17 protein-coding genes and 1 pseudogene are annotated in these 24,840 nt (G+C 70.8%); 11 read left to right on the plus strand and 7 right to left on the minus strand.

Annotation, left to right across the window (positions count from 1 at the left end):
• Positions 1-496: 496 nt before the first annotated feature.
• Positions 497-1,657 (plus strand): glycosyltransferase family 4 protein, encoded by a 1,161-nt coding sequence (locus K9S39_RS33970; protein WP_248867144.1) that lies wholly within the window; start codon positions 497-499, stop codon positions 1,655-1,657.
• A 124-nt stretch (positions 1,658-1,781) separates the two neighbouring features.
• Entirely contained in the window at positions 1,782-2,480 is a 699-nt protein-coding gene (locus tag K9S39_RS33975; RefSeq protein ID WP_248867145.1) for a LysE family translocator, read from the plus strand.
• 159 nt (positions 2,481-2,639) lie between these two features.
• Here K9S39_RS33975 and K9S39_RS33980 read toward each other — a convergent pair whose 3' ends face one another.
• The 7 genes and pseudogenes from K9S39_RS33980 to K9S39_RS34010 form a co-directional block, all read right to left on the minus strand.
• Positions 2,640-4,310, minus strand: coding sequence for a PucR family transcriptional regulator (locus K9S39_RS33980; RefSeq protein ID WP_248867146.1), 1,671 nt, complete (start codon positions 4,308-4,310; stop codon positions 2,640-2,642).
• A 186-nt stretch (positions 4,311-4,496) separates the two neighbouring features.
• Positions 4,497-4,844: pseudogene (locus K9S39_RS33985) on the minus strand (substrate-binding domain-containing protein); the annotation flags it as partial.
• Positions 4,845-5,072: 228 nt separating this feature from the next.
• The gene (locus K9S39_RS33990; protein WP_248867147.1) at positions 5,073-6,863 is read right to left on the minus strand and encodes a TniQ family protein; all 1,791 of its coding nucleotides are present in this window, start codon (positions 6,861-6,863) and stop codon (positions 5,073-5,075) included.
• On the minus strand, positions 6,860-7,996 hold the full coding sequence (locus K9S39_RS33995) for an ATP-binding protein (protein ID WP_248867148.1): 1,137 nt from the start codon (positions 7,994-7,996) through the stop codon (positions 6,860-6,862). The genes K9S39_RS33990 and K9S39_RS33995 overlap by 4 nt, the downstream gene beginning before the upstream one ends.
• Entirely contained in the window at positions 7,989-10,145 is a 2,157-nt protein-coding gene (locus K9S39_RS34000; RefSeq protein ID WP_248867149.1) for a helix-turn-helix domain-containing protein, read from the minus strand. Before K9S39_RS34000 ends, K9S39_RS33995 begins: the two co-directional genes overlap by 8 nt.
• Complete coding sequence (locus K9S39_RS34005) at positions 10,142-10,870, minus strand: TnsA-like heteromeric transposase endonuclease subunit (RefSeq protein WP_248867150.1); 729 nt, start codon at positions 10,868-10,870, stop codon at positions 10,142-10,144. The genes K9S39_RS34000 and K9S39_RS34005 overlap by 4 nt, the downstream gene beginning before the upstream one ends.
• Positions 10,871-11,084: 214 nt before the next feature.
• Positions 11,085-12,926 (minus strand): glycoside hydrolase family 15 protein, encoded by a 1,842-nt coding sequence (locus tag K9S39_RS34010; RefSeq protein WP_248867151.1) that lies wholly within the window; start codon positions 12,924-12,926, stop codon positions 11,085-11,087.
• A gap of 389 nt (positions 12,927-13,315) precedes the next feature.
• Between K9S39_RS34010 and K9S39_RS34015 the strand changes: the two genes are divergently transcribed.
• The 9 genes from K9S39_RS34015 to K9S39_RS34055 all read left to right on the plus strand — a co-directional run bounded on the left by K9S39_RS34015 (position 13,316) and on the right by K9S39_RS34055 (position 24,826).
• Positions 13,316-14,989, plus strand: coding sequence for a CTP synthase (locus K9S39_RS34015; RefSeq protein ID WP_248867152.1), 1,674 nt, complete (start codon positions 13,316-13,318; stop codon positions 14,987-14,989).
• Between the two features lie 83 nt (positions 14,990-15,072).
• Entirely contained in the window at positions 15,073-15,699 is a 627-nt protein-coding gene (locus tag K9S39_RS34020; RefSeq protein WP_248867153.1) for an NUDIX domain-containing protein, read from the plus strand.
• A gap of 216 nt (positions 15,700-15,915) precedes the next feature.
• Positions 15,916-18,084: a tetratricopeptide repeat protein gene (locus tag K9S39_RS34025; RefSeq protein WP_248867154.1), complete on the plus strand. Its 2,169-nt coding sequence runs from the start codon at positions 15,916-15,918 to the stop codon at positions 18,082-18,084.
• 168 nt (positions 18,085-18,252) lie between these two features.
• Complete coding sequence (ald, locus tag K9S39_RS34030) at positions 18,253-19,368, plus strand: alanine dehydrogenase (RefSeq protein WP_248869085.1); 1,116 nt, start codon at positions 18,253-18,255, stop codon at positions 19,366-19,368.
• A 486-nt stretch (positions 19,369-19,854) separates the two neighbouring features.
• Positions 19,855-20,871, plus strand: coding sequence for a ParA family protein (locus K9S39_RS34035; protein WP_393494890.1), 1,017 nt, complete (start codon positions 19,855-19,857; stop codon positions 20,869-20,871).
• Entirely contained in the window at positions 20,868-21,458 is a 591-nt protein-coding gene (locus K9S39_RS34040) for a hypothetical protein (RefSeq protein ID WP_248869086.1), read from the plus strand. The genes K9S39_RS34035 and K9S39_RS34040 overlap by 4 nt, the downstream gene beginning before the upstream one ends.
• Positions 21,459-21,669: 211 nt before the next feature.
• The gene (locus K9S39_RS34045) at positions 21,670-22,854 is read left to right on the plus strand and encodes a segregation and condensation protein A (protein WP_248867156.1); all 1,185 of its coding nucleotides are present in this window, start codon (positions 21,670-21,672) and stop codon (positions 22,852-22,854) included.
• Positions 22,851-23,660, plus strand: a complete 810-nt coding sequence (scpB, locus tag K9S39_RS34050) for an SMC-Scp complex subunit ScpB (RefSeq protein ID WP_406708064.1) — start codon at positions 22,851-22,853, stop codon at positions 23,658-23,660. Before K9S39_RS34045 ends, scpB begins: the two co-directional genes overlap by 4 nt.
• Positions 23,660-24,826, plus strand: a complete 1,167-nt coding sequence (locus K9S39_RS34055; protein WP_248867157.1) for a pseudouridine synthase — start codon at positions 23,660-23,662, stop codon at positions 24,824-24,826. The genes scpB and K9S39_RS34055 overlap by 1 nt, the downstream gene beginning before the upstream one ends.
• Positions 24,827-24,840: the final 14 nt, after the last annotated feature.

A 24,840-nucleotide genomic window follows, 5' to 3' on the forward strand; every position in this document is an offset into this window, starting at 1 on the left:
GGAGGGAGGGGGCGGCCGCCTCCCCGAGCACCGGCGCCGCCCCTGCTCGTTCCCCTATGCCCCGTCCGTCCCCGGCGCCCCGGGTGAACGGCAACCACCACGGCCGATTTGTCGCCCATGTGGGTGAACCCGTGGATGCGCGGGTGAGACTTCCCACCGGAACGCCGTGCCCACGGTGCCGAATTGACCTCGCCGGGCTGGCATCCTGGGCTGAGTGCGCGGTATCGGGCGCGTTCCCCGCGTCCTGTTCGGTCGGGCGACGTCAGCTTCGGTCGGGCGTTGTCAGCGCGGTTGACGGCCGGGTGCCGCAGCGCCCGGAACACCTCCGGGCGTCCCGGCCCGGTCCCGATCGGGCCCGTCCCGGACCGCCCCTGTCGCACTTCGCAACGACCCGCCACGACCCGCAACACCCGCCAGCACGCCGCAGCGCCTTGTAGTACTCCGACCGCCCCACCGGTACGGTCCCTACCGTCCGCCGACCCAGGAGCCCGACCACGTGACCAGCACACCGCCCCTGTCGCACGGGCAGTCGCCGCTGCGCACGGTCCAGGTCCTGGGACACGGCAGCGGCGGCAGCGCCGCGCATGTCCGCTCGCTGGCCGCGGGACTGGTGGCGCGCGGCGTACGGGTGACCGTCTGTGCCCCGTCCGCCGTCGAGACGGCCTACGGCTTCACCGGAGCGGGCGCACGGTTCGCGGAGGTCGCCCCGCATACGGACCCGGCGAGCGTGGCCTCGCTGCGCTGCGCCTGCTGGGACGCCGACCTCGTCCACGCACACGGTCTGCGGGCCGGTCTGCGCGCCTCCCTGGCGCTGCGCGGACTGCGTGGCCCCAGGGGAGGGCGGGTTCCCCTCGTCATTACCTGGCACACAAAGGCGCACAGCGAGGGCGCGCGGGCCGGACTCGTGCATCTGATGGAGCGGCGGGCGGCGCGGGCCGCCGCAGTGATCCTGGGGGTCTGCTCCGATCTTGTGGACCGGGCGCGGGAACGGGGCGCGCGTGACGCACGCCTGGCGCCCGTCGCGATTCCACGCCCCCGCTCCGCCCCCGCCTCGTCCGAGCCCGAGGACCAGGACCGGACGCGCCACAAAGAGCGGGCCGAACTGGGCGCCGTGGACCGCCCGTTGCTGCTCGCGGTCGGCCGGCTCGCCCCGTCCAAGGGCCATGACATGCTGCTGGACGCGGCACATGCCTGGTGCACGCTCGACCCGCAGCCACTGCTGGCCATCGCGGGGGAGGGCGAGCAGCGGTCCGCGCTGCAGCGGCGTATCGATGCCGAACGGCTGCCCGTCCAGCTGCTCGGCCGCCGCGACGATGTGCCCGAACTCCTCGCCGCCGCCGACCTGGTGGTGCTGCCCAGCCGCTGGGAGGCCCGCTCCCTGATCGCCCAGGAGGCGCTCCGCGCCGGGGTGCCGCTGGTCGCCACCGACACCGGAGGCACCCGCGAACTGGTCGGCCGGGCCGCGGAACTGGTCCGTTACGGAGATGCCGCCGCTCTGGCCCGGTCCGTCCGCGGGCTCCTCGCGGACCCCGTGCGCCGGGACGCGCTCGCCGAAGCGGGCCGCGTCCAGGCGGCCGGCTGGCCCAGCGAGGACGAAACGGTCGCACAGGTCCTCAGCGTCTACGACGAGTTGACCCAGCCCTTCCAGCCCGTTTAGCGGGTCCAGCCCTGCCGGCCCGTTCAGCGGTCCATCCGTGCCAGCCCGTTCAGCCGGTCGGGTACTCCACGGGAACGGCCGATAGGGTCACCTGATTCGTATCCACATACGACAGGAGATCGCTGTGACGGCTGCGGTAGCGGGCTTTGCGCTGTTCGCCCTGCTGATGACCATGGCGCCTGGCCCCGACACCCTTCTGGTGCTGCGCAATTGCGTACGCGGTGGACGACGTACCGGCGCCGCCACCGCCCTCGGAGCGGCGATCGGGTCGCTCGCCTGGGCAGTGGCCGCGGCGGTCGGCCTGGCGGCGGCGCTGCAGCGCTGGGACGCGGCGTTCGCTGTCGTCCGGATCGTCGGCGCGGCCTATCTGGTGCTGCTCGGCGCGCAGGCGCTGTGGGCGCACCGGCGGTCGGGCGCGGGGCAGGCGCCCGGGGCCGTTCCTCCCGCTGAGGAAGCGGCCGGGCCGGACGGTACGCCGTGTGATGCCTCGGGCGCCGGGCGGCCCGCTCCGCACCTCGCGGTGATGCGGGCCTTTCGCCAGGGGCTGTTGAGCTGTCTGCTCAACCCTAAGGTGGGGATCTTCTTCGTGGCCGTGGTGCCGCAGTTCCTCCCCGAGGGGCACTCCGTCCTCGGTGTCACCCTGCTCCTGGGCGTTGTTGACGCGGTGATCGCCGCGGGCTGGCTACTGCTGGTCGTGGTCTGCGCGGGCCGGGTGCTGCGACGGCTGCGGCGGCCCCGGGTGCAGCGCAATCTGGAGCGCACCACGGGCGGGGTGCTGGTCGCGCTCGGCATCGGGACGGCGGCCGAGACGGCCGCGGGGTAGGGCGGCAGAGGGGGGGACGAAGAGGGGCAGGACGAAGGGGAGTAGGACGGCAGAGTTGACGGCTTGGCCCCGGCCATCCGCAACCGGGCGCCTTCGCCCATGACTGGATGCCGCCGCAGCCACGTTCCCCATGACCGCGGCCCGCAGCGGCCGCCCCCGCTACGCCCCCTCCGTATGCCGCCGGGCGCGCAAGGCCAGCCGCAGCCCCAGCACCGTCTGCGGGTCGTCCAGATCCGTGGCCAGCAGCTGGGCGATGCGCGCCAGGCGGTCGTACAGCGTCTGCCGGTTCACGTTCAGATCGCGGGCGGTCTCGGCCTTGCGGCCCGCGCTCGCCAGATACGCCTCCAGCGTCGGCAGGAGCGGCTGGCGGGCGCCGCGGTCATGAGCGAGCAGCGGACCGATGGCGCGCTCCACGAAGTCCGTGAGGACGTCCTGTTCGCCGTGTTCGCGCATGCGCCACAGCAACAGCTCGATGTCCAGCCGACGCGCGTCGTACCAGGGCTGTTCGGGCAGCCCCTGGGCCGCGGCCGCCGCCTGTGCCGCATGCCGCAGACCGGGGCCCGCCGCGGCCCAGTCGCCCGCCGTGCCGACGACGACCACCGGGCGGTGGGCGGACGGGTGGTCGAGTCCGGCGCGGACGACTCCGGCGCGCAGCGCCTCGGCGATCCGGTCGGCGAGTGCGTCACGGTGCCGGCCCGTGCGCAGCGCCACGAGCATCGGGACCCGGCCCTCCACGGGCCGTACGCCGAGCAGGACGGGCACTCCCGGGGCGGCGAGTTCCTCGCGCAGGGTCTGGGCGAGGAGGGCCCAACTGCCGGGGGAGGGGAGGCCGGCGGGCAGCCGCATGACCACCGGGAGCACGGGTCCGGCACCGGGGCGGAAGCCCAGGAGCCGGGCCTGGGCGGGGGCTTCGGCCGCGGAGATCCGGCCTTCGGCCAGGTCGGCGAGGAAGTCGCCACGGCCGCGCGCGGCGAGCTCCTCCTCCTGGCGGGACTGCAGCATGACGACGGCCAGCAGGTCGGCGGCTCGCTCGGCGGCGATCCGGTGGAGCGGCGCCACGGGGGCGTTGACGGGCAGCAGGACCAGTCGGGCGCGGACGGCGTCGGGGCCGTGGCCTCCCCCACTCTCGGCCCCGCTCGAGCGAGGGGACCCCCATCCGGGGACGTCGACGCGTACGCCGGTGTCGCGCAGGCTCTCCCAGGCCAGCAGGGGGTCGGCGTCCGCGGGCCCGCCGCTGTCGTCGCCCTCCGGGCCCGCGGCGTAGAGCGGGCTGCCGTCGGGGGCCTCCAGGCACAGCGGGTTGCCCGTGAAGACGGCCAGCAGCCGGAGCACCTCGGGCGCGCCACCGCCGCGCAGCAGAACGTCCGTACAGCGCCGCAGCATCTCGTCGGCCCGTCGGAGCAGCGTGTAGTGGCTGTTGATGATCTCGGTGTGGATCGCCTCGGTGACTGTGACGTAGGGGACCTCGCGGTGCAGCTGGATCAGGGGAAGGCCGCTGTCCCGCGCGGCTTCGACCAGTGCCGGGGGCAGTGCCGCGAAACGGGAGCCGAGCTCCACGACGAGCGCGGCGATCTCGCGGTCCGCGAGCTTACGGATGAACGCGCGCTGCTCGGACGGCCGGGCGCCCAGCCCCAGGCCGGTGGTCAGCAGCAGCTCGCCGCCCTGGAGCAGCGAGGCGATATGCGGCACCTCGCCGGCGTGCACCCAGCGCACCGGGCGGTCCAGCCGGTCTTCACCGGTCAGCACCTCCGGCAGGCCGCGCCGCAGCGCGGGCAGCTCCAGCGCCCTGCGTACCGTGATCTCGGCTTCGATCTTCGCTTCCGGCCCCATGGCGTGGAACGGTACCCGCAGCCCGGTATGCGGAGCGGCGTGGTCCGCATACCGGGGCCGGGGCGAAGGGCCGGGCACGGGCCGCCGACGGACGGCCGGTGCGAGGGACCCGTAGCTCCCGGCCTGCCAGCACCGCCGACGCCCCGACATCCCCCTTCCCCCGGCACCCCCTTCCCCCGGCACCCCTCACCCCGACTCCCGCACCACCAGCCGCGCCTCCGTGATCATCGGTGCGAGGTCGGCCGGGGCCGCGCCCCTCAGCCGCCGCAGCAGCAACCGGGCCATCAGCCGCCCCATCTCCTCCACGTCCTGCCGCACCGTGGTGAGCGGCGGATCCGCCCATGCCGCGGGTTCCAGATCGTCGTAGCCGACCACCGCCACATCGTCCGGCACCCGCCGCCCCCGGGCCCGCAGCGTACGCAGCGCACCGTTCGCCATCAGGTCGGAGCATACGAAGACGGCATCCAAGTCCGGTGCGGCATGCAGGAGTTGAGCCATGGCGCGCTCGCTGCCGGTCGCCGTGAACCTCCCGTCCACTGCTGGGGTTGGAGGCATGAATCCCGCCTTCATGTCGCATCCGACACGGCTACGACATCTCCACGCGGAGTCCGACACGGGGAACGGGATCCCACACGGCTAGTGTAGGTTCCCGTCGCTGCTGGCCACCGGCCGTGATGTGACCTGTGGGTTCCGCCGCATGTCCCAGTGGTATGTCCACGGTTCCGTTCCATGATCGTGTCCTTTTCCTCCGGACTGTCCTGCTCATTTGGTCTCCGTGAGCTGCGTGAGAGACGGTTGGAGGCGTTGCGCTAGTGGGGTCAGCGAGTAGTAGGTGCGGCCCCGGCCGCCGTTTGGCCGTTCGGCCGGGGTTTCGCGTCGGCTGGTGAGCCAGCCGGCCTCTTCGAGACGTTTGAGCTGTTTGAAGATCGTGGTCGTCGGCATCCCAGTAGTGGCGTGGATCTGCGCCATGCAGTTCTCCTGATCTCTGCGAGTGAAGAGGTGCCTCAGGAGCGGCAGCATGAGCGGAGGGATGTGGAGTCGGCCGCCATGCTGGGAGCGGGGATGAAGGTCGATCAGTGCGCCGCGTTCACCGTCGGCCGTGCTGATTGCGGAACTGATCGCTTCTTCGTCGGGGATTTTCTCGATCTTCGATCCGAGCGCTGCGTGTATGAGTTCCTGAACGTCATCGCGGTCGAGATCACGCAGGAGACGGGCTCCTCGTTTGGTCGGGCTCTGTGGCGTGTGACGGACCGAGCGGCGGAAAAGTTCGGCTCCGACAGCGCATTCCAGCTGGTCGAGCTGCATGGTGAGGGTGCCCGGCTGGAGGCCGAGGTAGTCGGCGCTGGTGGTGAGCGTGGGGAAGAATATGCTGATCTGGAAACGGCGTAGGCGGCGCCAGCCGTGAAGTGTTTCTTCCGCTGCTGCTCGGATGTCGGGCGGGATTGATGTATCGAGCTTCTTGATGAGGGCAGCACTGCAGTGGCCTGAGGCCCGGCGTGCGATGCCGAGCTGTTCGAGTCGGCGGTGGACGGCCTTGGTGTGGGTTCCGAATTCCTGGGCGATGTCAGGGCCGGTCCGTTTGTGTGTGACGTATTGCTCACGGAGCCAGTCGTCGTTGAAGGCCGGTGGGCGAGGGCCTCGGAAAATGTGGACGCCGAGGTTCTTGGCTTGGCGGATCACGTGCACGACGGGCAGTCCGAGTTCTCTGGAGATCGTGGTGAGGTTTTTTCCGCCCTCGGTGTACTCGTGCTGCAGGAACTCGGGCGTCAGGATGCGGGCACGGCGTTCGTGGAAGCGCCAGCGGCCCAGCGACGACCGTGAGTTGGTGGCGTCCGTGAATGCGGATTCCCAGGCGGAACGGCAGGCGGTGCTCATCGTCTGCAGGCCGGACGGTCGCAGGGAGCCGTCGAGCTCGGACAGCAGGCGGTCCACCTCGACGAAGACGGCGTCAGTGGAGGTGAATGGATGGAGAGTGATGCCGTTGATCTCGGTTTGGGTCTGGACGATCGGATGGCTGTGACCGAGGCTGAGTTGCGGCGCGCTGCCCAGGTCGGCGCCGCAGACGTTTCTCCCGCCGGTCCGTCGCATGCAGTGTCCCGGCGGATGCTGGTGCACTGCCCTGGGCAGGAAGTAGCGCGGTTCGCGACCACAGCTCGGGCAGACGCGGTGGAGGAGGGCGTGGTGCTTGGTGCAGGCGAAAGCCCACGGCAGCCACCAGAGCGTCGGCCAGCGGCCCTCAGCCTCGTGCAGGCACTGCGGGCAGAAGCGCCAGCCGGGGGCCCGGCGGCCGAAGATCTCGGTGGGCAGGACGGCATCGTCAAGATGACGGTCAGGCAGCGACACCTGCTGTTCCAGCTGCCGCAGTGCTCCCTCGGGCAGGGAGGTGAGCAGACGGCTCGTTCGTTCCCGGGCCGTCAGTTCGGGCAGGCCCAGGGCGTCCAGCAGTGCCGAGATCGAGGTCCAGGAGCGTCGGGCGAGTGCCTCCAGCCAGCTGTCGAGGCTTTCCCTGGGCTGTGGGAGGACGCGGATCGCTAGGGTGCGCGGTCCGCTCATGCCGCCTTCTTCCCCGGCTGGCTGACCAGCCGGCCGGAGTTGAGAGCCTGCTGGAGTTCCTGGCGAGCTTGCTCGGATGCGGCGTCGTTCTTCACTTGGTCCAGCAGCTTCTTGTCCAGGCGTTCGACACCGGTGCGTACGGCTCTCTGACAGCCGCGGTTGATCAGTGTCATGAGTGAGCCGATGTGCCCGGTGCTGCGGGCGAAGAGGTAGTCGGACAGCTCGTCCGCGATCATTCCGGGGTACTTGTCTGCGAGGACGACGCGTTCCTCGATCGCGAGGAGGGTGTCGCGCCAGTGGGTGCGTCCCTCATCCGAGGAGATGGTGAACGGGTCCATGTTGAGGCGGGTTGTGCGGCGTCCGGTCTGGGCGAGGACCGCGTCCTCGTAACTCGAGCCTTCACTGAACAGGCCCTGTTTTTCCAGGCCGACACCGATCATCAGCAAGGTGACCGGGAACTCGTTGGCGATGTACTTGAAGTGGTTGCTGACCTCGATCCCGTTCTTGTTCCGCCACTTCAGGAAGTGCAGATCGTCCACGATCAAGAGATTCGTCTCTGCTGACAAAACCGAATCGAGGGCGCGGTATCCGAACTCGGCGGCGGTTCCCCGGAAACGGCCGGGGTGCCCGTAGTACTCCAGGATGGACCGGTTGAAGTCGCGCATTCCCGTGTTGCTGGTCAGCCCGACTCGGCAGACAGGCCACCGCTCATGCCCCTCGTCTGTGTACTTCCCTTCTTCCTGGATGATGCGGCGGTGGACCTTTCTGGCGAAGGCGAGTACTGCCGTGGTCTTGCCCAATCCGGGAAAGGCGTCCAGGGCGATGCCGCCCTTGACTTTGTCGCTGTCCTGATCGTTGCTGTCGAAGATGTCCCAGAGGTCTTCGTGCAGGGCTCTCATTTGGGGGGTCCCCAGCGGGCCAAGATTCGCATGCCATTTGCGGCGGTTGCGGTTGTATTCAGCAAGAGTCTCCTCGCCCAACTTCTTCAACTGGCGGCGGGACAGGGAATCCGGACGCTGTCGGCGCGGGGCGTCTGCCAGTCGGCCAAAGCCCTCCTTGCGGGACAGCGTGAGGTGATCCAGCCGGGAGCGCAGATCGGCTTCCTCGGCCTGGGCGCGGGCCGGCTTACTCATCGTCATCGATGTCCTTCAAGGCGGTGGCGTAGTAGTCGAGTTCCTCTTCCAGCTCCTCCAGGCCGTCGGTGTCGTCATCGCCCGACTCTGGCTCCTGGTCCTGGACGGCCTCGATCGCCGGCGGCGTCGGCTGCTTGGGAAGGGACAGCACGCGTGCGACCGACGGCAGTGAACTGACATCGTCGGCTGGCTGCTCGGGAAGATCCAGGGCGACCTGTTCGCGAGAGAGCCGCAGGGCCATCCGCCGTTCGACCAGGGACGTGCCCAGGCCCAGGTTCCACCGCTTCAGCAGCAGGGCGATGGCGAGCCGGTCGTCGGGATAGGTGTATTCCTTCGCCGCAAGGCGCCGGGCGAACTGCAGCGCTTCCTCACTCAGCGGCATGGCCAGGCTGGGCGCGTGCTCCCACTGAAGGGTGTGCCAGACGCGCTCGTGGTCCCGGAAGTGGATCCGGGTGACGTCGTCAGGGTCTGCGAAGAACGGCAGCCGCCGTTTGTCCAGGTCGATGTCGGAGCCGGCCATATCCCGCAGTCCGTCGAGGCAGCCGCCGTTGTAGCGGCGGCCGTTGATCTCGACGCCGTAGTGCTGGACGGTGCGCATCGTGACGTCGAGGAACTCGTAGGCCAGGTGCGGGTCACGGGGCACCTCGATGTAGCCCGCCCGCGCGAGACCATGCTCGAACATCGCCGCAGGAGACAACTCCACCTTCGGCAAGTACGGGTCGAGCAGCCCCGCGTGTGGCCTGCGGTGATACGTCACCGCGGTCCACTCGCGGATGATCGCCTCCAACTCGTGGTGGAAAAAGAAGGCGTCCTTCTCCGGGTTCAGGCCGCGCGAGTGGATGTCGGGTCCCTTGTAGCCGGGCAGCCGCTGCAGCAGGTCTTCCCGCAGAGTGCGGAAATAGCGCTCCACCGGCCCCTTGTCCCGGCCCGTGCGCAGCCTCGCCGGCTGCACCGAGATCCCCATCCGTCGGCAGACGCTGGTCAGATGCGCTGACAGGTAGATCTTGCCGTGGTCGACGATCAATGTATCCGGAGCCACCTTCGGGCCCCAGACCCCGGTGACGGGCCCGTGGACGGCCTCGGCCTCCACCAGCACACCGCGCGGAATGCCGTGCTCGGGCCAAGCCGCTTCCCTCGGGCAGCTCTCCGGAACCGGCTGGGGACGGTAAGCCTGATAGAGAACGGCCGCCGCGTCGATCGCCTTCGTCGACACCGGAGTCACCCGCAGACCGATGATGCAGCGGGTGTACCAGTCCATCGCGACGGTCAACTCCGCCTGCATCCACCGCAGCGTCACCGGGTCGAGCGCGAACACATCCAGCCGCGTGGTGTCCATCAGCACGTACTCGCCCGGCCGCGTGGGCCGCAGCTTCCCGTAGACCCCCCTCGGGCGGTCGGCGATATCCCGGTTGCGCTTGGTACTCAGCCGGAACGTCGGATGGCGCCGCTCCAGCTCCTGCATCCACCGATACGCCGTCGTCCGAGGCGGCACGGGTACCTTGACCAGCTTGAACCTTGTCCTGACGCGGGCCTCGACCTCTTCCAGCACCAACTTCACTGAGGGCCGCGACTCCTCCTCGTACTCCCTCAGCACCTCCTCTGCGGCCTCGACCCAGCGCGGATCGGCGTTGCCCAGCCCGCCGTCCACCTGCGCGGTCTTCGGCACCAGACCGGCCTCGCCCAGCTCCCGGAAGGCCCGTGCCCACCGGCGCACCGTCCGCGAGGTGACCCCCAGTTCCGCCGCCTTGGCCTCACACCTGGCCTGCATAGGCAGGCCAGGGGCGTACTGAGGGCGCGGCTCATCCGGTCGTGGGAGGTCCTCGCTGCCCGAGCGGTAGCCCGTCAGCAACTCCCGGACATGCTCGGCCCGCTCCAGGACCTCCTTTTCCTCCTCTTTGGTCAGCCGGTTCAGCACCACGGCCGCGACATCCTCGTCATCGGCGGACGACGGGCCCGACCTGTCGTGGATCAGCTCGGCGCGGTCGGAGGTCAGCAACTCACGCAGCGACATCCGGGCCAGCCGGTCGCGTCCGTCCTTGAGGACGACCTCCATGCCCGTGGCCAGGCTGGCGAACTCCACGACCTCGACCGTCTCGCCGTCCAGCCGGAAATGCGTCCCAACCCCCAGCTTCGTCCCCGCCCCGCTCATGCGGCCCTCCGCAGCACGTGCCTCGCACTCAGCGGCCGGTCCAACGCGGTCGTCACATGCCCGGACCACAGCAGGTGCAGCACCGCCGACTTCACCAGCGGCCGGGGACACTCCGGCAGCAGCCGGAAGGCATCTCCCAGCGACATGCCGCCCAGCTCCGTGGCCCGCAGCGCAGCCACCAGGTCAGGTTCGAATAGCCAGGCGCGGCGGTAGCCGGCCAGGAACCGGATGTTTTCCAGCACGTGCGAATCTGGTTCGCTCCACACCTCGTACCGCCACCCGCGCGACGTGACCGCCTCTCGCGTCCAGGCGAAGGTGAAGGCGACTTCTGGCTTCTCAAGCCGGTGGCGCGGCTTGACGTCCACAACCACCGGACCGTCGTCCGTCAGCAGCAGATAGTCCGGGATGTGCTTACGGACCTTGCCATCGATATCGGTCTTGAGCAGGAACGGCTGGGCGACGATGTGCCGCACCTCCGGAGCGAAGTCGGCGAACAACAGCCGCCCCAGCTCCAGCCGAGACTCGTAGATCACGTGATCGCCCACGGTCGCTGACCAGTACGTGCCCGAGTAGTGCTGCTGCCCCTTGTGCCAGCGGAACGTCCGCCACGGGCGAGCCTCCCGCAGCAGCCCGAGCGGCACCGACGACCACTCCAGGTCCTCCGCCACCGCCTCGTCACCACGCCGGACACTCAGCCGTACCGGCGCGGCCACCGCTGTATCCATCGGACCACTAACCCCGCGTTTCCCGAGGCGGCCCCGTCGGCCGCCGAACGCCGGGGTCCTGCCCCAGTCACGTACGCAGACGACGACCGGGGTGGTCCTGTACACAAAGAGGGGAACTACTCGCTCACGGGGCATGAATCCCATCCCCCTGTCCTATTGGCCACGCGGTGGACACCGCCGGTGGGAAAAGGACACGGGATCTGGGATCCCACAGCTAGCCGCCCCCGTAGGCCCCGCTCGCGGTCAGCCGCAGGGCCGTGTCGATCAGCGGAACGTGGCTGAACGCCTGCGGGAAGTTCCCCACCTGCCGCTTGAGCCGGGGATCCCACTCCTCCGCCAGCAGCCCGAGGTCGTTGCGGAGCGAGAGCAGCTTCTCGAAGAGCTTGCGGGCCTCCTCCACCCGGCCGATCATCGCGAGGTCGTCGGCGAGCCAGAACGAGCAGGCCAGAAAGGCCCCTTCGTCGCCTTCGAGGCCGTCCACCCCGAGCCCTTCGCCGGACGTCGGGTAGCGCAGCACGAAACCGTCCTCGGTGCCCAGCTCCCGCTGGATCGCCTCGATGGTGCCGATGACGCGCTTGTCGTCCGGCGGCAGAAAGCCCATCTGCGGGATCAACAGCAGCGAGGCGTCCAGCTCCTGTGAGCCGTACGACTGGGTGAAGGTGTTGCGCTCCTTGTCGTACCCCTTCTCGCAGACGTCCCGGTGGATGGTCTCGCGCAGGTCCTTCCAGCGCTCCAGCGGGCCGTCGACGTCCCCGGACTCGATCAGCTTGACGGTGCGGTCGACGGCGACCCAGGTCATGACCTTGGAGTGGACGAAGTGCCGGCGCGGGCCGCGGACCTCCCAGATCCCCTCGTCCGGCTCGTCCCAGTGCTTCTCCACCCAGCGGATCAGCTTCAGCTGCAGCACGGAGGCGTAGTCGTTACGGGCCAGCCCCGTCATGTGCGCCAGGTGCAGCGCCTCGGTGACCTCGCCGTAGACGTCCAGCTGGAGCTGGCCCGCGGCGCCGTTGCCGACCCGTACGGGCTGCGAACTCTCGTACCCCGGAAGCCAGTTGAGCTCGTTCTCGCCCAGTTCCCGCTCCCCGGCGATGCCGTACATGATCTGCAGGTTCTCCGGATCGCCGGCCACCGCCCGCAGCAGCCACTCGCGCCAGGCCCGCGCCTCTTCCCGGTAGCCGGTGCGCAGCAGGGAGGACAGGGTGATCGCCGCGTCGCGGAGCCAGGTGAAGCGGTAGTCCCAGTTGCGGACGCCGCCGATGCACTCCGGCAGGGAGGTCGTCGGCGCCGCCACGATCCCGCCGGTCGGCGCGTACGTCAGCGCCTTGAGGGTGATCAGTGAGCGCACCACCGCGTCGCGGTACGGACCGTGGTACGTGCAGTGCTCGACCCAGTCGCGCCAGAAGTCCTCGGTGGCCTCCAGTGACGCCTCCGGTTCCGCCAGCGCCGGCGGCTGGTGGTGGGAGGGCTGCCAGCTGATCGTGAACGCGATCCGCTCGCCGGGCGAGACCGTGAAGTCGGAGTACGTCGTCAGATCCTTGCCGTAGGTCTCCGCGGAGGTGTCCAGCCACACCGAGTCCGGGCCCGCGACCGCGACCGTGCGGTGGTCCACCTTGTGGACCCAGGGGACGACCCAGCCGTACGAGAACCGCATCCGCAGCTCCGAGCACATCGGGACGCGCCCGCTGACGCCTTCCACGATCCGGATCACCTGAGGGGCGCCGTCACGCGGCGGCATGAAGTCGATGATCCGTACGGTGCCGCGCGGGGTGTCCCACTCGGATTCGAGGACGAGGGAATCGCCTCGGTAGCGGCGGCGGTCGGCCGGCGCCGGACGGCTCCCGGGGGCGCTCGCGGGCCCCATCCGCCAGAAGCCGTGCTCCTCGGTGCCCAGGAGGCCCGCGAAGACCGCCGGTGAGTCGAAGCGCGGCAGACACAGCCAGTCGACCGTGCCGTCCCGGCACACTAGAGCGGCGGTCTGCATATCGCCGATGAGTGCGTAGTCCTCAATGCGCCCGGCCACGTGCCTCTCCCGTCGAACTGGAGTGACGCCCCCCATGGGACGTGTTAGCTGTCCGTCCTGCCCATGAAACGTCGCCGAGCAGCGGGACCGGAAATCGGGCGGGGGTGGTGCCTTCCCGGACGGCTCGTTGCGAGTGTCCGAGCAGGATACGACGCACGCGGGTGATCCGCGCGCCGCTCGCGAGGAGTGGGGTGGTCCGATTGGGTGGGCCGGTCGCGGAGAGGCCATGCGCAAGGGCAGGGGTGTGGCCGGACGCGACCGTGCCCGGTCGCTGATAGCCTGGTACCCCGTGGACCGGTGGGACCCCCAGATGTCACGGCAGATGTCACGGCACCCCCGAACCGCAGCGAACGCACCCCCTGAAACCCAGGCCGGCGCCGCTTCGCACCTCTCCACCACGCGACCACGGGAGCCCCCTCTTGGCCATGCCGCCCACTGCCTTTCGAAATAACGCAGGCACGACGACCAAGCACCTCTTCGTCACCGGGGGCGTCGCCTCCTCGCTCGGCAAGGGGCTCACCGCCTCCAGCCTGGGTGCGCTCCTGAAGGCGCGCGGCCTGCGGGTCACGATGCAGAAGCTCGACCCGTACCTCAACGTCGACCCCGGAACGATGAACCCGTTCCAGCACGGTGAGGTCTTCGTCACCAACGACGGCGCCGAGACCGACCTGGACATCGGCCACTACGAGCGGTTCCTCGACGTCGACCTGGACGGTTCCGCCAACGTGACCACCGGCCAGGTCTACAACACCGTGATCGCCAAGGAGCGGCGCGGCGAGTACCTCGGCGACACCGTGCAGGTCATCCCGCACATCACCAACGAGATCAAGCACCGCATCCGGCGGATGGCGACCGACGACGTCGATGTCGTCATCACCGAGGTCGGCGGCACGGTCGGCGACATCGAGTCGCTGCCGTTCCTGGAGACCGTCCGCCAGGTCCGCCACGAGGTCGGCCGGGACAACGTCTTCGTCGTGCACATCTCGCTGCTCCCGTACATCGGCCCGTCCGGTGAGCTGAAGACCAAGCCGACCCAGCACTCGGTCGCGGCGCTGCGCAACATCGGTATCCAGCCGGACGCGATCGTGCTGCGCGCCGACCGCGAGGTGCCCACCGCGATCAAGCGCAAGATCTCGCTGATGTGCGACGTCGACGAGGCCGCGGTCATCGCGTGCCCGGACGCGCCGTCCATCTACGACATCCCCAAGGTCGTGCACGCCGAGGGCCTGGACGCCTATGTCGTCCGGAAGCTGGACCTGCCCTTCCGCGATGTGGACTGGACCCAGTGGGCGGACCTGCTGGACCGGGTCCACAACCCCGACCACGAGGTCAAGGTCGCGCTGGTCGGCAAGTACATCGACCTGCCGGACGCCTATCTCTCGGTCACCGAGGCGCTGCGGGCCGGCGGCTTCGCGAACAAGGCCCGGGTGAAGGTGAAGTGGGTCACCTCCGACGACTGCCGGACCCCGGCCGGGGCCGCCGAGCAGCTCGCGGACTGCGACGCCGTCTGCATCCCCGGCGGCTTCGGCGACCGCGGGGTGGACGGCAAGGTCGGCGCGATCACCTACGCCCGCGAGAACAAGCTCCCGCTGCTCGGCCTGTGCCTCGGCCTGCAGTGCGTGGTCATCGAAGGGGCCCGCAACCTGGCCGGCATCGAGGGCGCGAACTCCACCGAGTTCGACCCGGCGGCGTCCCACCCGGTCATCTCCACGATGGCCGAGCAGATGGACATCGTTGCAGGTGAGGGCGATATGGGCGGCACGATGCGGCTGGGTATGTACCCGGCCAAGCTCGCCGAGGGCTCGATCGTGCGCGAGACCTACGACGACCAGCCCTACGTGGAGGAGCGGCACCGCCACCGCTACGAGGTCAACAACGCCTACCGCGGTGAGCTGGAGAAGAAGGCCGGACTGGTCTTCTCCGGCACCTCCCCGGACAACAAGCTCGTCGAGTACGTCGAGTACCCGCGCGAGACGCACCCCTACCTGGTCGCCACCCAGGCCCACCCGGAGCTGCGGTCCCGCCCGACCCGGCCGCACCCGCTGTTCGCGGGCCTGGTGAAGGCCGCGGTCGCGCGCAAGACGGGCGCCCGTAAGTAGGACGTCACCCTCGGCGGATACGGTGGCCGGGGTACGGGCTTCGCAGTCCGTACCCCGGTTTCTCGCTTTTCGGAAGGACGCGCATGGGCATCAAGGACACCGCCGAGGAGTGGCAGGTCACCGCGAGCGAGACCCCGTTCGTGGGCAACAAGACCAGCGTGCGGACGGACCAGGTCGTGATGCCGGACGGCTCCACCGTCACGCGCGACTACCAGGTCCACCCGGGCTCGGTGGCCGTGCTCGCGCTGGACGACCAGGGCCGCGTCCTCGTCCTGCGCCAGTACCGGCACCCCGTACGCCACAAGCTCTGGGAGATCCCCGCCGGGCTGCTCGACGTCCCCGGGGAGAACCCGCTGCACGCCGCGCAGCGGGAGCTGTACGAGGAGGCACACGTCAAGGCCGAGGACTGGCGGGTGCTGACCGACGTCTACCCGACGCCCGGCGGCTGCGACGAGGCGGTACGGATCTTCCTCGCCCGGGAGCTGTCCGAGGCCGAGGGGGAGCGGTTCGAGGTCTTTGAGGAGGAGGCCGACATGGAGCTGGCGCGGGTGCCGCAGGCCGAACTGGTCCGTGGTGCGCTCGCCGGCGAGCTGCACAACAACTGCCTCGTCGTGGGAGTGCTGGCGCTCACCGCGGCCCAGGGGGGCGACGGCCTGGACGCGCTGCGGCCGGCCGACGCGCCGTGGCCGGCCCGTCCCTTCGAGTCCTGAGGCGGCCGGGCGGGCCGTACGCCCGAGATCGCGTGGTACGGCCTGGCGGTCGTGGGTTACCTCATGCGTGAACCGGTCGGATCATCCGGAGAACCGATCGGGTGACTCAACCGCCCCGCTCCGCACGGGCCGTGACGGGCCGTGAACTACGCTCGGTCACGTTCCCGTCCGCGCCCGCGGCGGGCTCGTACGCGCAGCTGGACGGGAGCGTGGCCGGTGACGGATCAGGCGGTGGGCGGGGGGCACCTCCCGCCGGAGGCGGCGGGCCCGGCCGGCCCGGCGGCGGGTGACCTGCGGGCACCGGGGCCCCGCCGGGCCACCGTCGGAACCACCGTCCCGGCACCCGCCGGCACCGCCGTCCCCGCGGCCGCCGCGCCCCCGCACCCCCGGATCGCCGGCCGCCGCCGCGAGCTCAGGGCGCTGCACGCGGACATCGAACGCGCCGGTCTCGACACCCTCTCGGGACGCAAGGGCGCCCGCAGCCGTGTGCTATTGATCGCCGGCCGCCCCGGCTCGGGCCGTACCGCGCTTGCCGAGGAACTGCTGCGCGAGCTCGCCGGTGACCACCCCGACGGGGTGCTGCGGGCCACGCTCGCCGGGCCGGGCGGCGAACCGGCCGGCACCGGCCGCGTCGCCCGCGAACTGCTCACCACGCTCGGCGTCGACGCCCCGCCCGGTGCCGCCGAGGACGAGCTGACGGAGCGTCTGCGCGATGCGCTCGCCGGGTGTCGCGCGCTGCTCTTCCTGGACGACGCCCCGGGCGCCGAACAGGTCGAACCGCTGCTTCCCGATGCCCCCGACTGCCTGGTCGTGGTGGTCTCCCAGGGCCCGCTGACCGGAATTCCGGACGTCCGGCCGTGCGCCCTCGGCGGACTGGGCAGCGCGGCCTCCGTCGAGGTCTTGAGCCGTCTCGCGGGCCCGACCAGGATCACCGTCGACCCGCGGACCGCGGAGGCGGTCGCCGAGGAGTGCCGCGGGCAGCCCGCCGCCCTGGTGCTGGCCGGCGGCTGGCTCGCGGCCCGCCCCAAGTCCTCGGTCTCCGATCTGCGCACCGCGCTGCGCGAGGTGCCGCTGCCGGACGGCCTGTCCACCGGCGCCCGCCCGCTGTACCGGGCGTTCCGTCTCGCGTACGGGTCGCTGCCGGCGCCCGCCGCCCGGATACTTCGGCTGCTCACCCTGGCCCCCGGCGGCCTGGTGGACGCGCATCTCGCGTCCGCGCTGACCGGCTGTTCGGTCGTGGTGGCCGGCACGGCACTGCGCGAGTTCGCCGCGCTGGGCCTGCTGCGGCCGGTCGACGAAGAGAACGCAGAGAGCACAGCCCTCGGCGGCGTACACGCCTCCGACTCCGCGCCGCGCCCGCAGTACCGGCTGCCCGGCTGCCTCGACCCGATGGCGCGGGCCCTGCTCCACGAGCACGAGCGGCCCGCCGATATCCAGCTCGCCCGCGCGCGCATGCTGGAGCGCACGGTACGGCTGCTCCAGTCCTGCCGGGCGATGGGCGAGCCGGCCGATTCGCCCGCGCGCCAGAAGGCCGCCGGGCTGCCGCGCTCGCTCCGCTTCGTCTCCAGGGCGGCGGCCGCGGCCTGGCTGCGCAGCCGCCGCACCGCGCTGCTGGACGCCGCCCGGATGGCCGTCGCGGACGGTGAACTGGACACCCTGGACCGGCGGTTGATGGCCGCGCTGACCCGGACACTGCTCGCGCACGAGGGCGCGGAGGCGGCCGCGCCCGACCTCTACGCGCTGCACCAACTGGTCCTGGAGGTCGCCGGCCGGCGCGGCCTGGCGTACGAGAAGGCCGCCGCGCTGCTCAACCTCGCCGACCTCGACGGCCAGGCCGGACGCACCTCGGATGCGCTCACCCGCTACCGGGGCGCGCTGGAGGCGGCCCGTTCGGTGCAGGACCCGGTGGCCACCGGCCGGGCGCTGGAGTCGCTGGGCGCCACATACACCGAACTGGGCGACTGGCAGCGGGCCGTGGACTGGTACGGCCGGGCGCTGGAACTGCGGCTCACCCGGGGCGAGGCGACCGAAGCGGCATGGCTGCACGGCCGGATCGGCGAGGTGCACGGCCGGGCGGGCCGCTGGGAGGAGGCGCTCAAGGAATGGCGGGCGGCGGCGCGGACGTACCGGCGGGCCGGCGATCCGGCGGGGCAGGCGCGGGCGACCGGCGAGCTGGCGCGGGCCCAGGAGTGCGCGGGCCGTCCGGAGGAGGGGCTGCGGACCTGTCTCGAAGCCGTCGACCTCGCCCGGAGCGCGGGCGACGGACGTCTGGAGGCGCTGTTGCACCTTCGGATCGCGGACACCTTCGAGCGGCTCGGGGACCCGGCAGCGGCGGGGCTGCACCGCTCGTCGGGAGATCGTCTTCTTGGGGATCACCCCGAGTAGCCTACGAAATCGATGGTGATCTTCGAAGAAATTGGTCCTTTACAAGGCTAGACAACTCGGCGTCCTTCAATAGACTGGGCGGGCCGCGTACGGCGCGGTCAGTTCCGTCATGCATCGCATGAGGGGATAATTCCTCCTGCAACCTCTCTTTCAAGGACCGTGATCGACGTGAAGGTCGGCATCCCCCGCGAGGTCAAGAACAACGAGTTCCGCGTGGCCATCACGCCCGCCGGTGTCAACGAACTCGTCCGCCACGGCCACCAGGTCTTCGTCGAGAAGGACGCCGGTCTCGGCTCGTCCATCACGAACGAGGAGTACGTCTCCGCCGGTGCCACCATCCTCGGCACCGCCGACGAGGTCTGGGACACCGCCGACCTCCTGCTGAAGGTCAAGGAGCCGATCGCCGAGGAGTACCACCGCCTCCGCAAGGACCAGGCCCTCTTCACGTACCTGCACCTCGCGGCCTCCCGCGAGTGCACCGACGCGCTGCTGGAGTCCGGCACCACCGCCATCGCCTACGAGACCGTCGAGACGGCCGGCCGCCAGCTGCCGCTGCTCGCCCCGATGTCCGAGGTCGCGGGCCGGATCGCCCCGCAGGTCGGCGCATACCACCTGATGCGCCAGGCCGGCGGCCGTGGGGTGCTGCCGGGAGGTGTCCCCGGTGTCGCCGCGGGCCGGGCCGTCGTCATCGGCGGCGGTGTCTCCGGCTGGAACGCCGTGCAGATCGCCGTGGGTCTCGGCTTCCACGTCACCCTGCTCGACAAGGACATCAACAAGCTCCGCGAGGCGGACAAGATCTTCGGCACCAAGGTGCAGACGATCGTCTCCAACGCCTACGAGCTGGAGAAGGCCGTCGTCGAGGCCGACCTCGTCATCGGTGCCGTCCTGATCCCCGGCGCCAAGGCCCCCAAGCTGGTCACCAACGAGCTCGTCGCCAAGATGAAGCCCGGCAGTGTCCTTGTCGACATCGCGATCGACCAGGGCGGCTGCTTCGAGGACTCCCGTCCGACCACCCACGCCGAGCCGACCTTCGAGGTCCACAACTCGGTGTTCTACTGCGTCGCCAACATGCCCGGCGCGGTCCCCAACACCTCCACCCACGCGCTCACCAACGCCACGCTGCCCTACATCGTGGAGCTGGCGAACCGTGGCTGGGCGGAGGCGCTGCGCCGTGACCCGGCGCTGGCCAAGGGCCTCAACACGCACGACGGCAAGGTGGTCTACGGCCCCGTTGCCGAGGCGCACGGCCTGGAGTCCGTCGAACTCCGTACGCTCCTCGGCTGACGTCAATCGAGCGCGTCAATGCCGCGCGACCGGCCGGGCCCTGCCGACAGGGCCCGGCCGGTCGCGCGTGCGACACGCCGCACGCCCGGCTCCGGGCGACGATCTCTCAACTCGCCGCGAACGTAACCCTTTAACCGATTCGCGCACCCCCGAAACAACGGGCCGATACCGCTCGCGCCCTTGACATCGAGGGGTTCGGTTACCGACACATCGGGCCGGGTCCGGTGGATTGTGTTGCTGCGGACGCCCGACACGCCATAGAGTCGCCAACCGTCGGCATGGTGTCACGCTGACCTATCGATAAGTTTCCTGGTCACATCCAAGGAGGTAAGACGACTTGTGAATGAGTCGACATTTTCTCCCGGAGGTGGTCAACCAGGAGCGGTTGCACGGGGCATGGGTCCCTCGGGGCGCGAGGCTGTCGGCTCCGTAGCGGTCCACACCTTCGCGGCCCACCAGAGCATGACCACGACAGCCCACCAAAGCATGGACGGCCATCACGTGAACGCCATGGCCGGCGACCGGGGCAGTGGAGAACCCGCCCGTCTCGCCGACTACGACGACCTGCCCGAGGGGCACTTCTACGATCCGGACGCCGAGTACGAGCCGGACCCCGAATACGCGGCCACGCTCGCGCCGGACGCCGCGCGCCAGCGCCGCGAACGCGTCGGCCCCACCGGGCGACCGCTCCCGTACTTCCCGATCCCGGGACCGCTGTCCGAGCACGGCCCCGCCAAGATCATCGCGATGTGCAACCAGAAGGGCGGGGTCGGCAAGACCACCTCGACCATCAACCTGGGCGCCGCACTCGCCGAATACGGACGACGGGTGCTGCTCGTCGACTTCGACCCGCAGGGCGCCCTGTCGGTCGGACTCGGCGTCAACCCGATGGAACTCGATCTGACGGTCTACAACCTGCTCATGGAGCGGGGCATGTCGGCCGACGAGGTCCTCCTCAAGACCGCGGTCCCCAACATGGACCTGCTGCCCAGCAATATCGATTTGTCAGCGGCCGAAGTGCAGCTGGTCAGCGAGGTCGCACGCGAGTCGACCCTGCAGCGCGCCCTCAAGCCGCTGCTCGCCGACTACGACTACATCGTCATCGACTGCCAGCCCTCGCTCGGCCTGCTGACCGTCAACGCCCTGACGGCGGCTCACAAGGTCATCGTCCCGCTGGAGTGCGAGTTCTTCGCGCTGCGCGGTGTGGCGCTGCTCACCGAGACCATCGAGAAGGTCCAGGAGCGGCTCAACCCCGAGCTGGAGCTGGACGGCATCCTGGCGACGATGTACGACTCCCGCACCGTGCACAGCCGCGAGGTCCTGGCGCGGGTCGTGGAAGCCTTCGACGATCACGTCTACCACACCGTCATCGGCCGTACGGTCCGCTTCCCCGAGACCACCGTCGCGGGCGAGCCGATCACCACGTACGCCTCCAACTCCGTGGGTGCGGCCGCCTATCGTCAGCTCGCCAGGGAGGTGCTCGCCCGGTGTCACGCCGAGTGAGTCTGCCCGGAGCCGACGAACTGTTCCGCACCACCGGAGGCATGGGGCTGCAGTCCTCCTCGCCCCGCCGTACCGCCAACGGATCCTCGGCCAACGGCGAGGCACCCCGGGTGCCCGGCCCGGCCGGCGAATCCGATCCGGCCGCGGACGCGCCGGAGACGCCCACCGCGGCACGGCAGCGGCGCCCGGAGAGCGACACCGTCGACGCCCCGGCCGGGGACGGCGGCCGGGAGACGGACGCGGAGGCCCCGCAGGGCCGCCGCTCCCAGGGGGGCCAGTCCGGGTCCGCCATGCAGGAGGCTGCCGCGGCGGCCGCTCAGGTCGGCCCGCAGAGCCGCCGCCGGGGCACCGGGCGCGGCGCCAACCGGCGCCCCAGCGGCCGGGAACGGCACGACGAGAAGATCACCGTCTATGTCTCCGCCGAGGAGCTCATGGACCTCGAACACGCGCGGCTGGTGCTGCGCGGTGAGCACGGTCTCGCCGTCGACCGCGGCCGGATCGTCCGCGAAGCGGTGGCCGTCGTCCTCGCCGACCTGGAGTCGCGCGGCGACGCCAGCATCCTCGTACGGCGGCTGCGGGGACGCTGACGCCTCGGTTGCGCCCTGGGCGGGGCTGGTCCGGCGCCGTTGGGCGCCGTCGTCGTGCTGTCTGCCGGGCGGCGGGGATTTTTGCGGCGGCTGCCGCGGTGCCGGAACGTCACGCCGGGCGGGCCGCGGGATAGCCTGCCCTTTTGGCGGGCCGACCCGCCCGTGACCAGCCCGTGGCCCCCGGCACGGGGACCGCAGCACCAGGACCGCGATGCCGACGACCCACGACGACGCCCCCGCTCCGCGCGCCCGCCGACCCCTCGGGCGCGGGCCGGGCGCGGGCCGGGAGGCGGCACCGGGAGCTGTGCCGGAGACCGCACCGGAGGTCGTATCGGAGGCGGGCGGGGGCGCTGTGCCGGAGGGGGGCGCGGACCCCGCCCCGGCCGCCGTGCCGGACCCCGCCCCGGATTCCACTTCCGGCGTCTCCGATGCGCCCGATGCCCCCGACGTCCCCGCGGACGAGCCGTCGGCGGCGCCGGCTGCCGAGGCACCTCCCGCCGACACTCCGCCCGCCGATGCCGCGCCCTCCGCTTCCCCTGAGCCCTCCGAAGCTCCTCCCGCAGACGACGGCAAGTTCACCATCAGGCTGGACAACTTCGAGGGCCCCTTCGATCTCCTCCTGCAGCTGATCTCCAAGCACAAGCTGGATGTCACCGAGGTCGCGCTGTCCAAGGTGACGGACGAGTTCATGGCGCACATCCGGGCCATGGGACCGGACTGGGATCTGGACCAGACCACGGAGTTCCTGGTCGTCGCGGCCACGCTGCTCGATCTGAAAGCGGCCCGGCTGCTGCCCGCCGCCGAGGTGGAGGACGAGGCGGACCTCGCGCTCCTGGAGGCCCGCGATCTGCTCTTCGCCCGGCTGCTCCAGTACCGCGCGTACAAACGCATCGCGGACATCTTCAGTGGGCGGCTGGCGGACGAGGCACGGCGCCACCCCCGTACCGTCGGGCTGGAGCCGCAGTACGCCGAGCTGCTGCCCGAGGTCGTCATCAGCATCGGGGCGGAGGGATTCGCCGAGCTCGCGGTGAAGGCGATGCAGCCCAAGGCGAAGCCGCAGGTGTATGTCGACCACATCCACGCGCCGCTGGTGAGCGTGCGCGAGCAGGCCGAGGTGATGATGGCGCGCCTGCGCGAGGCGGGCGAGGCGAGCTTCCAGGAGCTGGTGGCGGACGCGCCGGACACGCTCACCGTCGTCGCGCGCTTCCTGGCCCTGCTGGAGCTCTACCGGGAGCGGGTGGTCATCCTGGAGCAGGAGGAGGCTCTGGGGGCGCTGACGGTCCGCTGGACGGGCGCGGAGGGCGCCGAGCCGGTCGTCACGGACGAGTTCGACCAGGAACCGGGCAGGCCCGCCGCCGAGGCGGCGGGCGGGGTGCAAGAGGAGGAGCGGACGTGAACGGCACGCACGAGGCCGACGGGGCGTACGCCATGGCCGAGGCGACTGGCACTGCCGAGGCACCTGGCACTGCTGAGGCGTACGGCACCGCTGCGCCGTACGCCGAGGACGAGGCGTACGACATCACCGAGAGCCCGCTGGAGAACGCTCCCCAGGGGCGCACGGACGTTCCGGAGTCGCCCGATGCCCCCGCCGGGGCGCTCGGCGTCGCGGAGCTGGCGCTGAAGCCCGCGCTGGAGGCCGTCCTGATGGTCGTCGACGAGCCCGCGACCGAGGAGCACCTGGCCAAGGTGCTGCAGCGGCCCCGCCGGGCGGTCGCGCTGGCGCTGCGCGAGCTGTCCGACGACTACGCCCGCCAGGGGCGCGGTTTCGATCTGCGGCTGGTGGCCGGCGGCTGGCGGTTCTACTCCCGCGCCGAGTACGCGGACGCCGTGGAGAGCTTCGTCCTGGACGGCCAGCAGGCCCGGCTCACCCAGGCCGCATTGGAGACTCTGGCCGTGGTCGCGTACCGTCAGCCGGTCAGCCGTTCCCGGGTTTCCGCCGTCCGCGGCGTGAACTGCGACGGTGTGATGCGCACGCTCCTCCAGCGCGGCCTGGTGGAGGAGGCGGGAACGGAACCTGAAACAGGTGCGATCCTGTACAGGACGACGAATTACTTTCTGGAGCGGATGGGCCTGCGCGGCCTGGACGAGCTCCCGGAGCTCGCACCGTTCCTCCCGGAGGCGGACGCGGTCGAGGGCGACTCGCTGGAAGGTATCCCGTCGTTCGATGTAGACGACAGCGGCGACTCTCAGACGGATCATTGATGCGAAGCAGCGGCAGGAACAGCAGGGACGGCGGGCGCGGTGGGGGCGACTACCGCGCCGGCGCGGGTGGGGGCACTTCCCGGTCGAAGTCCCCCGGCTACCGCCGGGAGGTACCCCCAGGGGGAAAGCGGGACGAGAAGCAGCAGCGCGCCGGCCGGCCCCGTCCTGAGGAGCGCCGTTACGATGCGGGCGGATCCGCCGGCGGCGAACGCGGGGGCGGCGGAAAGAGCGGCAGCCGGGGCGCTGCGGCCCGCGGCGGCGCCAAGGGCGGTCCGCGCACCGGTGCCGTTGCCAAGGGGGCCCGCCCCGGAGGCAAGGGCGCGCCCCAGCGGGGCCGTGGGCAGGCGCCCGCGCGGCCCCGTGAGCTGGACGCCAAGATCGAGGAGCGCAACCGCGCCCGCCACGACAAGCCGCGGGTCAAGAGCCCCAAGACCTTCGGCGACCAGGAGGGCGAGCGCCTGCAGAAGGTGCTGGCCAGGGCCGGTATGGGCTCGCGGCGAGCCTGCGAGGAGCTGATCGAGCAGGCACGCGTCGAGGTCAACGGCCGGATCGTCATGGAGCAGGGCGTCCGGGTCGACCCGGAGAAGGACGAGATCAAGGTCGACGGCCTGACGGTCGCCACCCAGTCGTATCTCTTCTTCGCGCTCAACAAGCCCGCCGGCGTCGTCTCCACGATGGAGGACCCGGACGGCCGCCAGTGCCTGGGCGACTACGTCACCAACCGTGAGACGCGGCTGTTCCACGTCGGCCGGCTGGACACCGAGACCGAGGGCATCATCCTGCTCACCAACCACGGCGAGCTGGCCCACCGTCTGACGCATCCGCGGTACGGCGTGAAGAAGACCTATCTCGCCGCGATCCAGGGCCCGCTCCCGCGTGACCTGGGCAAGCGGCTCAAGGACGGCATCGAGCTGGAGGACGGCTACGCCCGCGCCGACCACTTCCGGATCGTGGAGAACACCGGCAAGAACTATCTCGTCGAGGTGACCCTCCACGAGGGCCGTAAGCACATCGTCCGCCGGATGCTCGCCGAGGCCGGCTTCCCGGTGGACAGGCTGGTCCGTACCAGCTTCGGCCCGATCGCGCTGGGCGACCAGAAGTCCGGCTGGCTGCGCCGGATGACCAACACCGAGGTCGGCATGCTGATGCGCGAGGTCGAGCTGTAACGCCTTGCGGTGCC

It is taken from the genome of Streptomyces halobius (genome assembly GCF_023277745.1).
Taxonomy (GTDB): Bacteria; Actinomycetota; Actinomycetes; order Streptomycetales; family Streptomycetaceae; genus Streptomyces; species Streptomyces halobius.

Excerpts from the sequence above, each read along its gene's own strand:
- K9S39_RS33980 (WP_248867146.1), bottom strand. The coding sequence starts at position 4,310 with ATGGGGCCGGAAGCGAAGATCGAAGCCGAGATCACGGTACGCAGGGCG.
- K9S39_RS33990 (WP_248867147.1), bottom strand. The coding sequence starts at position 6,863 with ATGAGCGGACCGCGCACCCTAGCGATCCGCGTCCTCCCACAGCCCAGG.
- K9S39_RS33995 (WP_248867148.1), bottom strand. The coding sequence starts at position 7,996 with ATGAGTAAGCCGGCCCGCGCCCAGGCCGAGGAAGCCGATCTGCGCTCC.
- K9S39_RS34000 (WP_248867149.1), bottom strand. The coding sequence starts at position 10,145 with ATGAGCGGGGCGGGGACGAAGCTGGGGGTTGGGACGCATTTCCGGCTG.
- K9S39_RS34005 (WP_248867150.1), bottom strand. The coding sequence starts at position 10,870 with ATGGATACAGCGGTGGCCGCGCCGGTACGGCTGAGTGTCCGGCGTGGT.
- K9S39_RS34010 (WP_248867151.1), bottom strand. The coding sequence starts at position 12,926 with ATGGGGGGCGTCACTCCAGTTCGACGGGAGAGGCACGTGGCCGGGCGC.
- K9S39_RS34015 (WP_248867152.1), top strand. The coding sequence starts at position 13,316 with ATGCCGCCCACTGCCTTTCGAAATAACGCAGGCACGACGACCAAGCAC.
- K9S39_RS34020 (WP_248867153.1), top strand. The coding sequence starts at position 15,073 with ATGGGCATCAAGGACACCGCCGAGGAGTGGCAGGTCACCGCGAGCGAG.
- K9S39_RS34035 (WP_393494890.1), top strand. The coding sequence starts at position 19,855 with ATGGACGGCCATCACGTGAACGCCATGGCCGGCGACCGGGGCAGTGGA.
- K9S39_RS34045 (WP_248867156.1), top strand. The coding sequence starts at position 21,670 with ATGCCGACGACCCACGACGACGCCCCCGCTCCGCGCGCCCGCCGACCC.
- K9S39_RS34055 (WP_248867157.1), top strand. The coding sequence starts at position 23,660 with ATGCGAAGCAGCGGCAGGAACAGCAGGGACGGCGGGCGCGGTGGGGGC.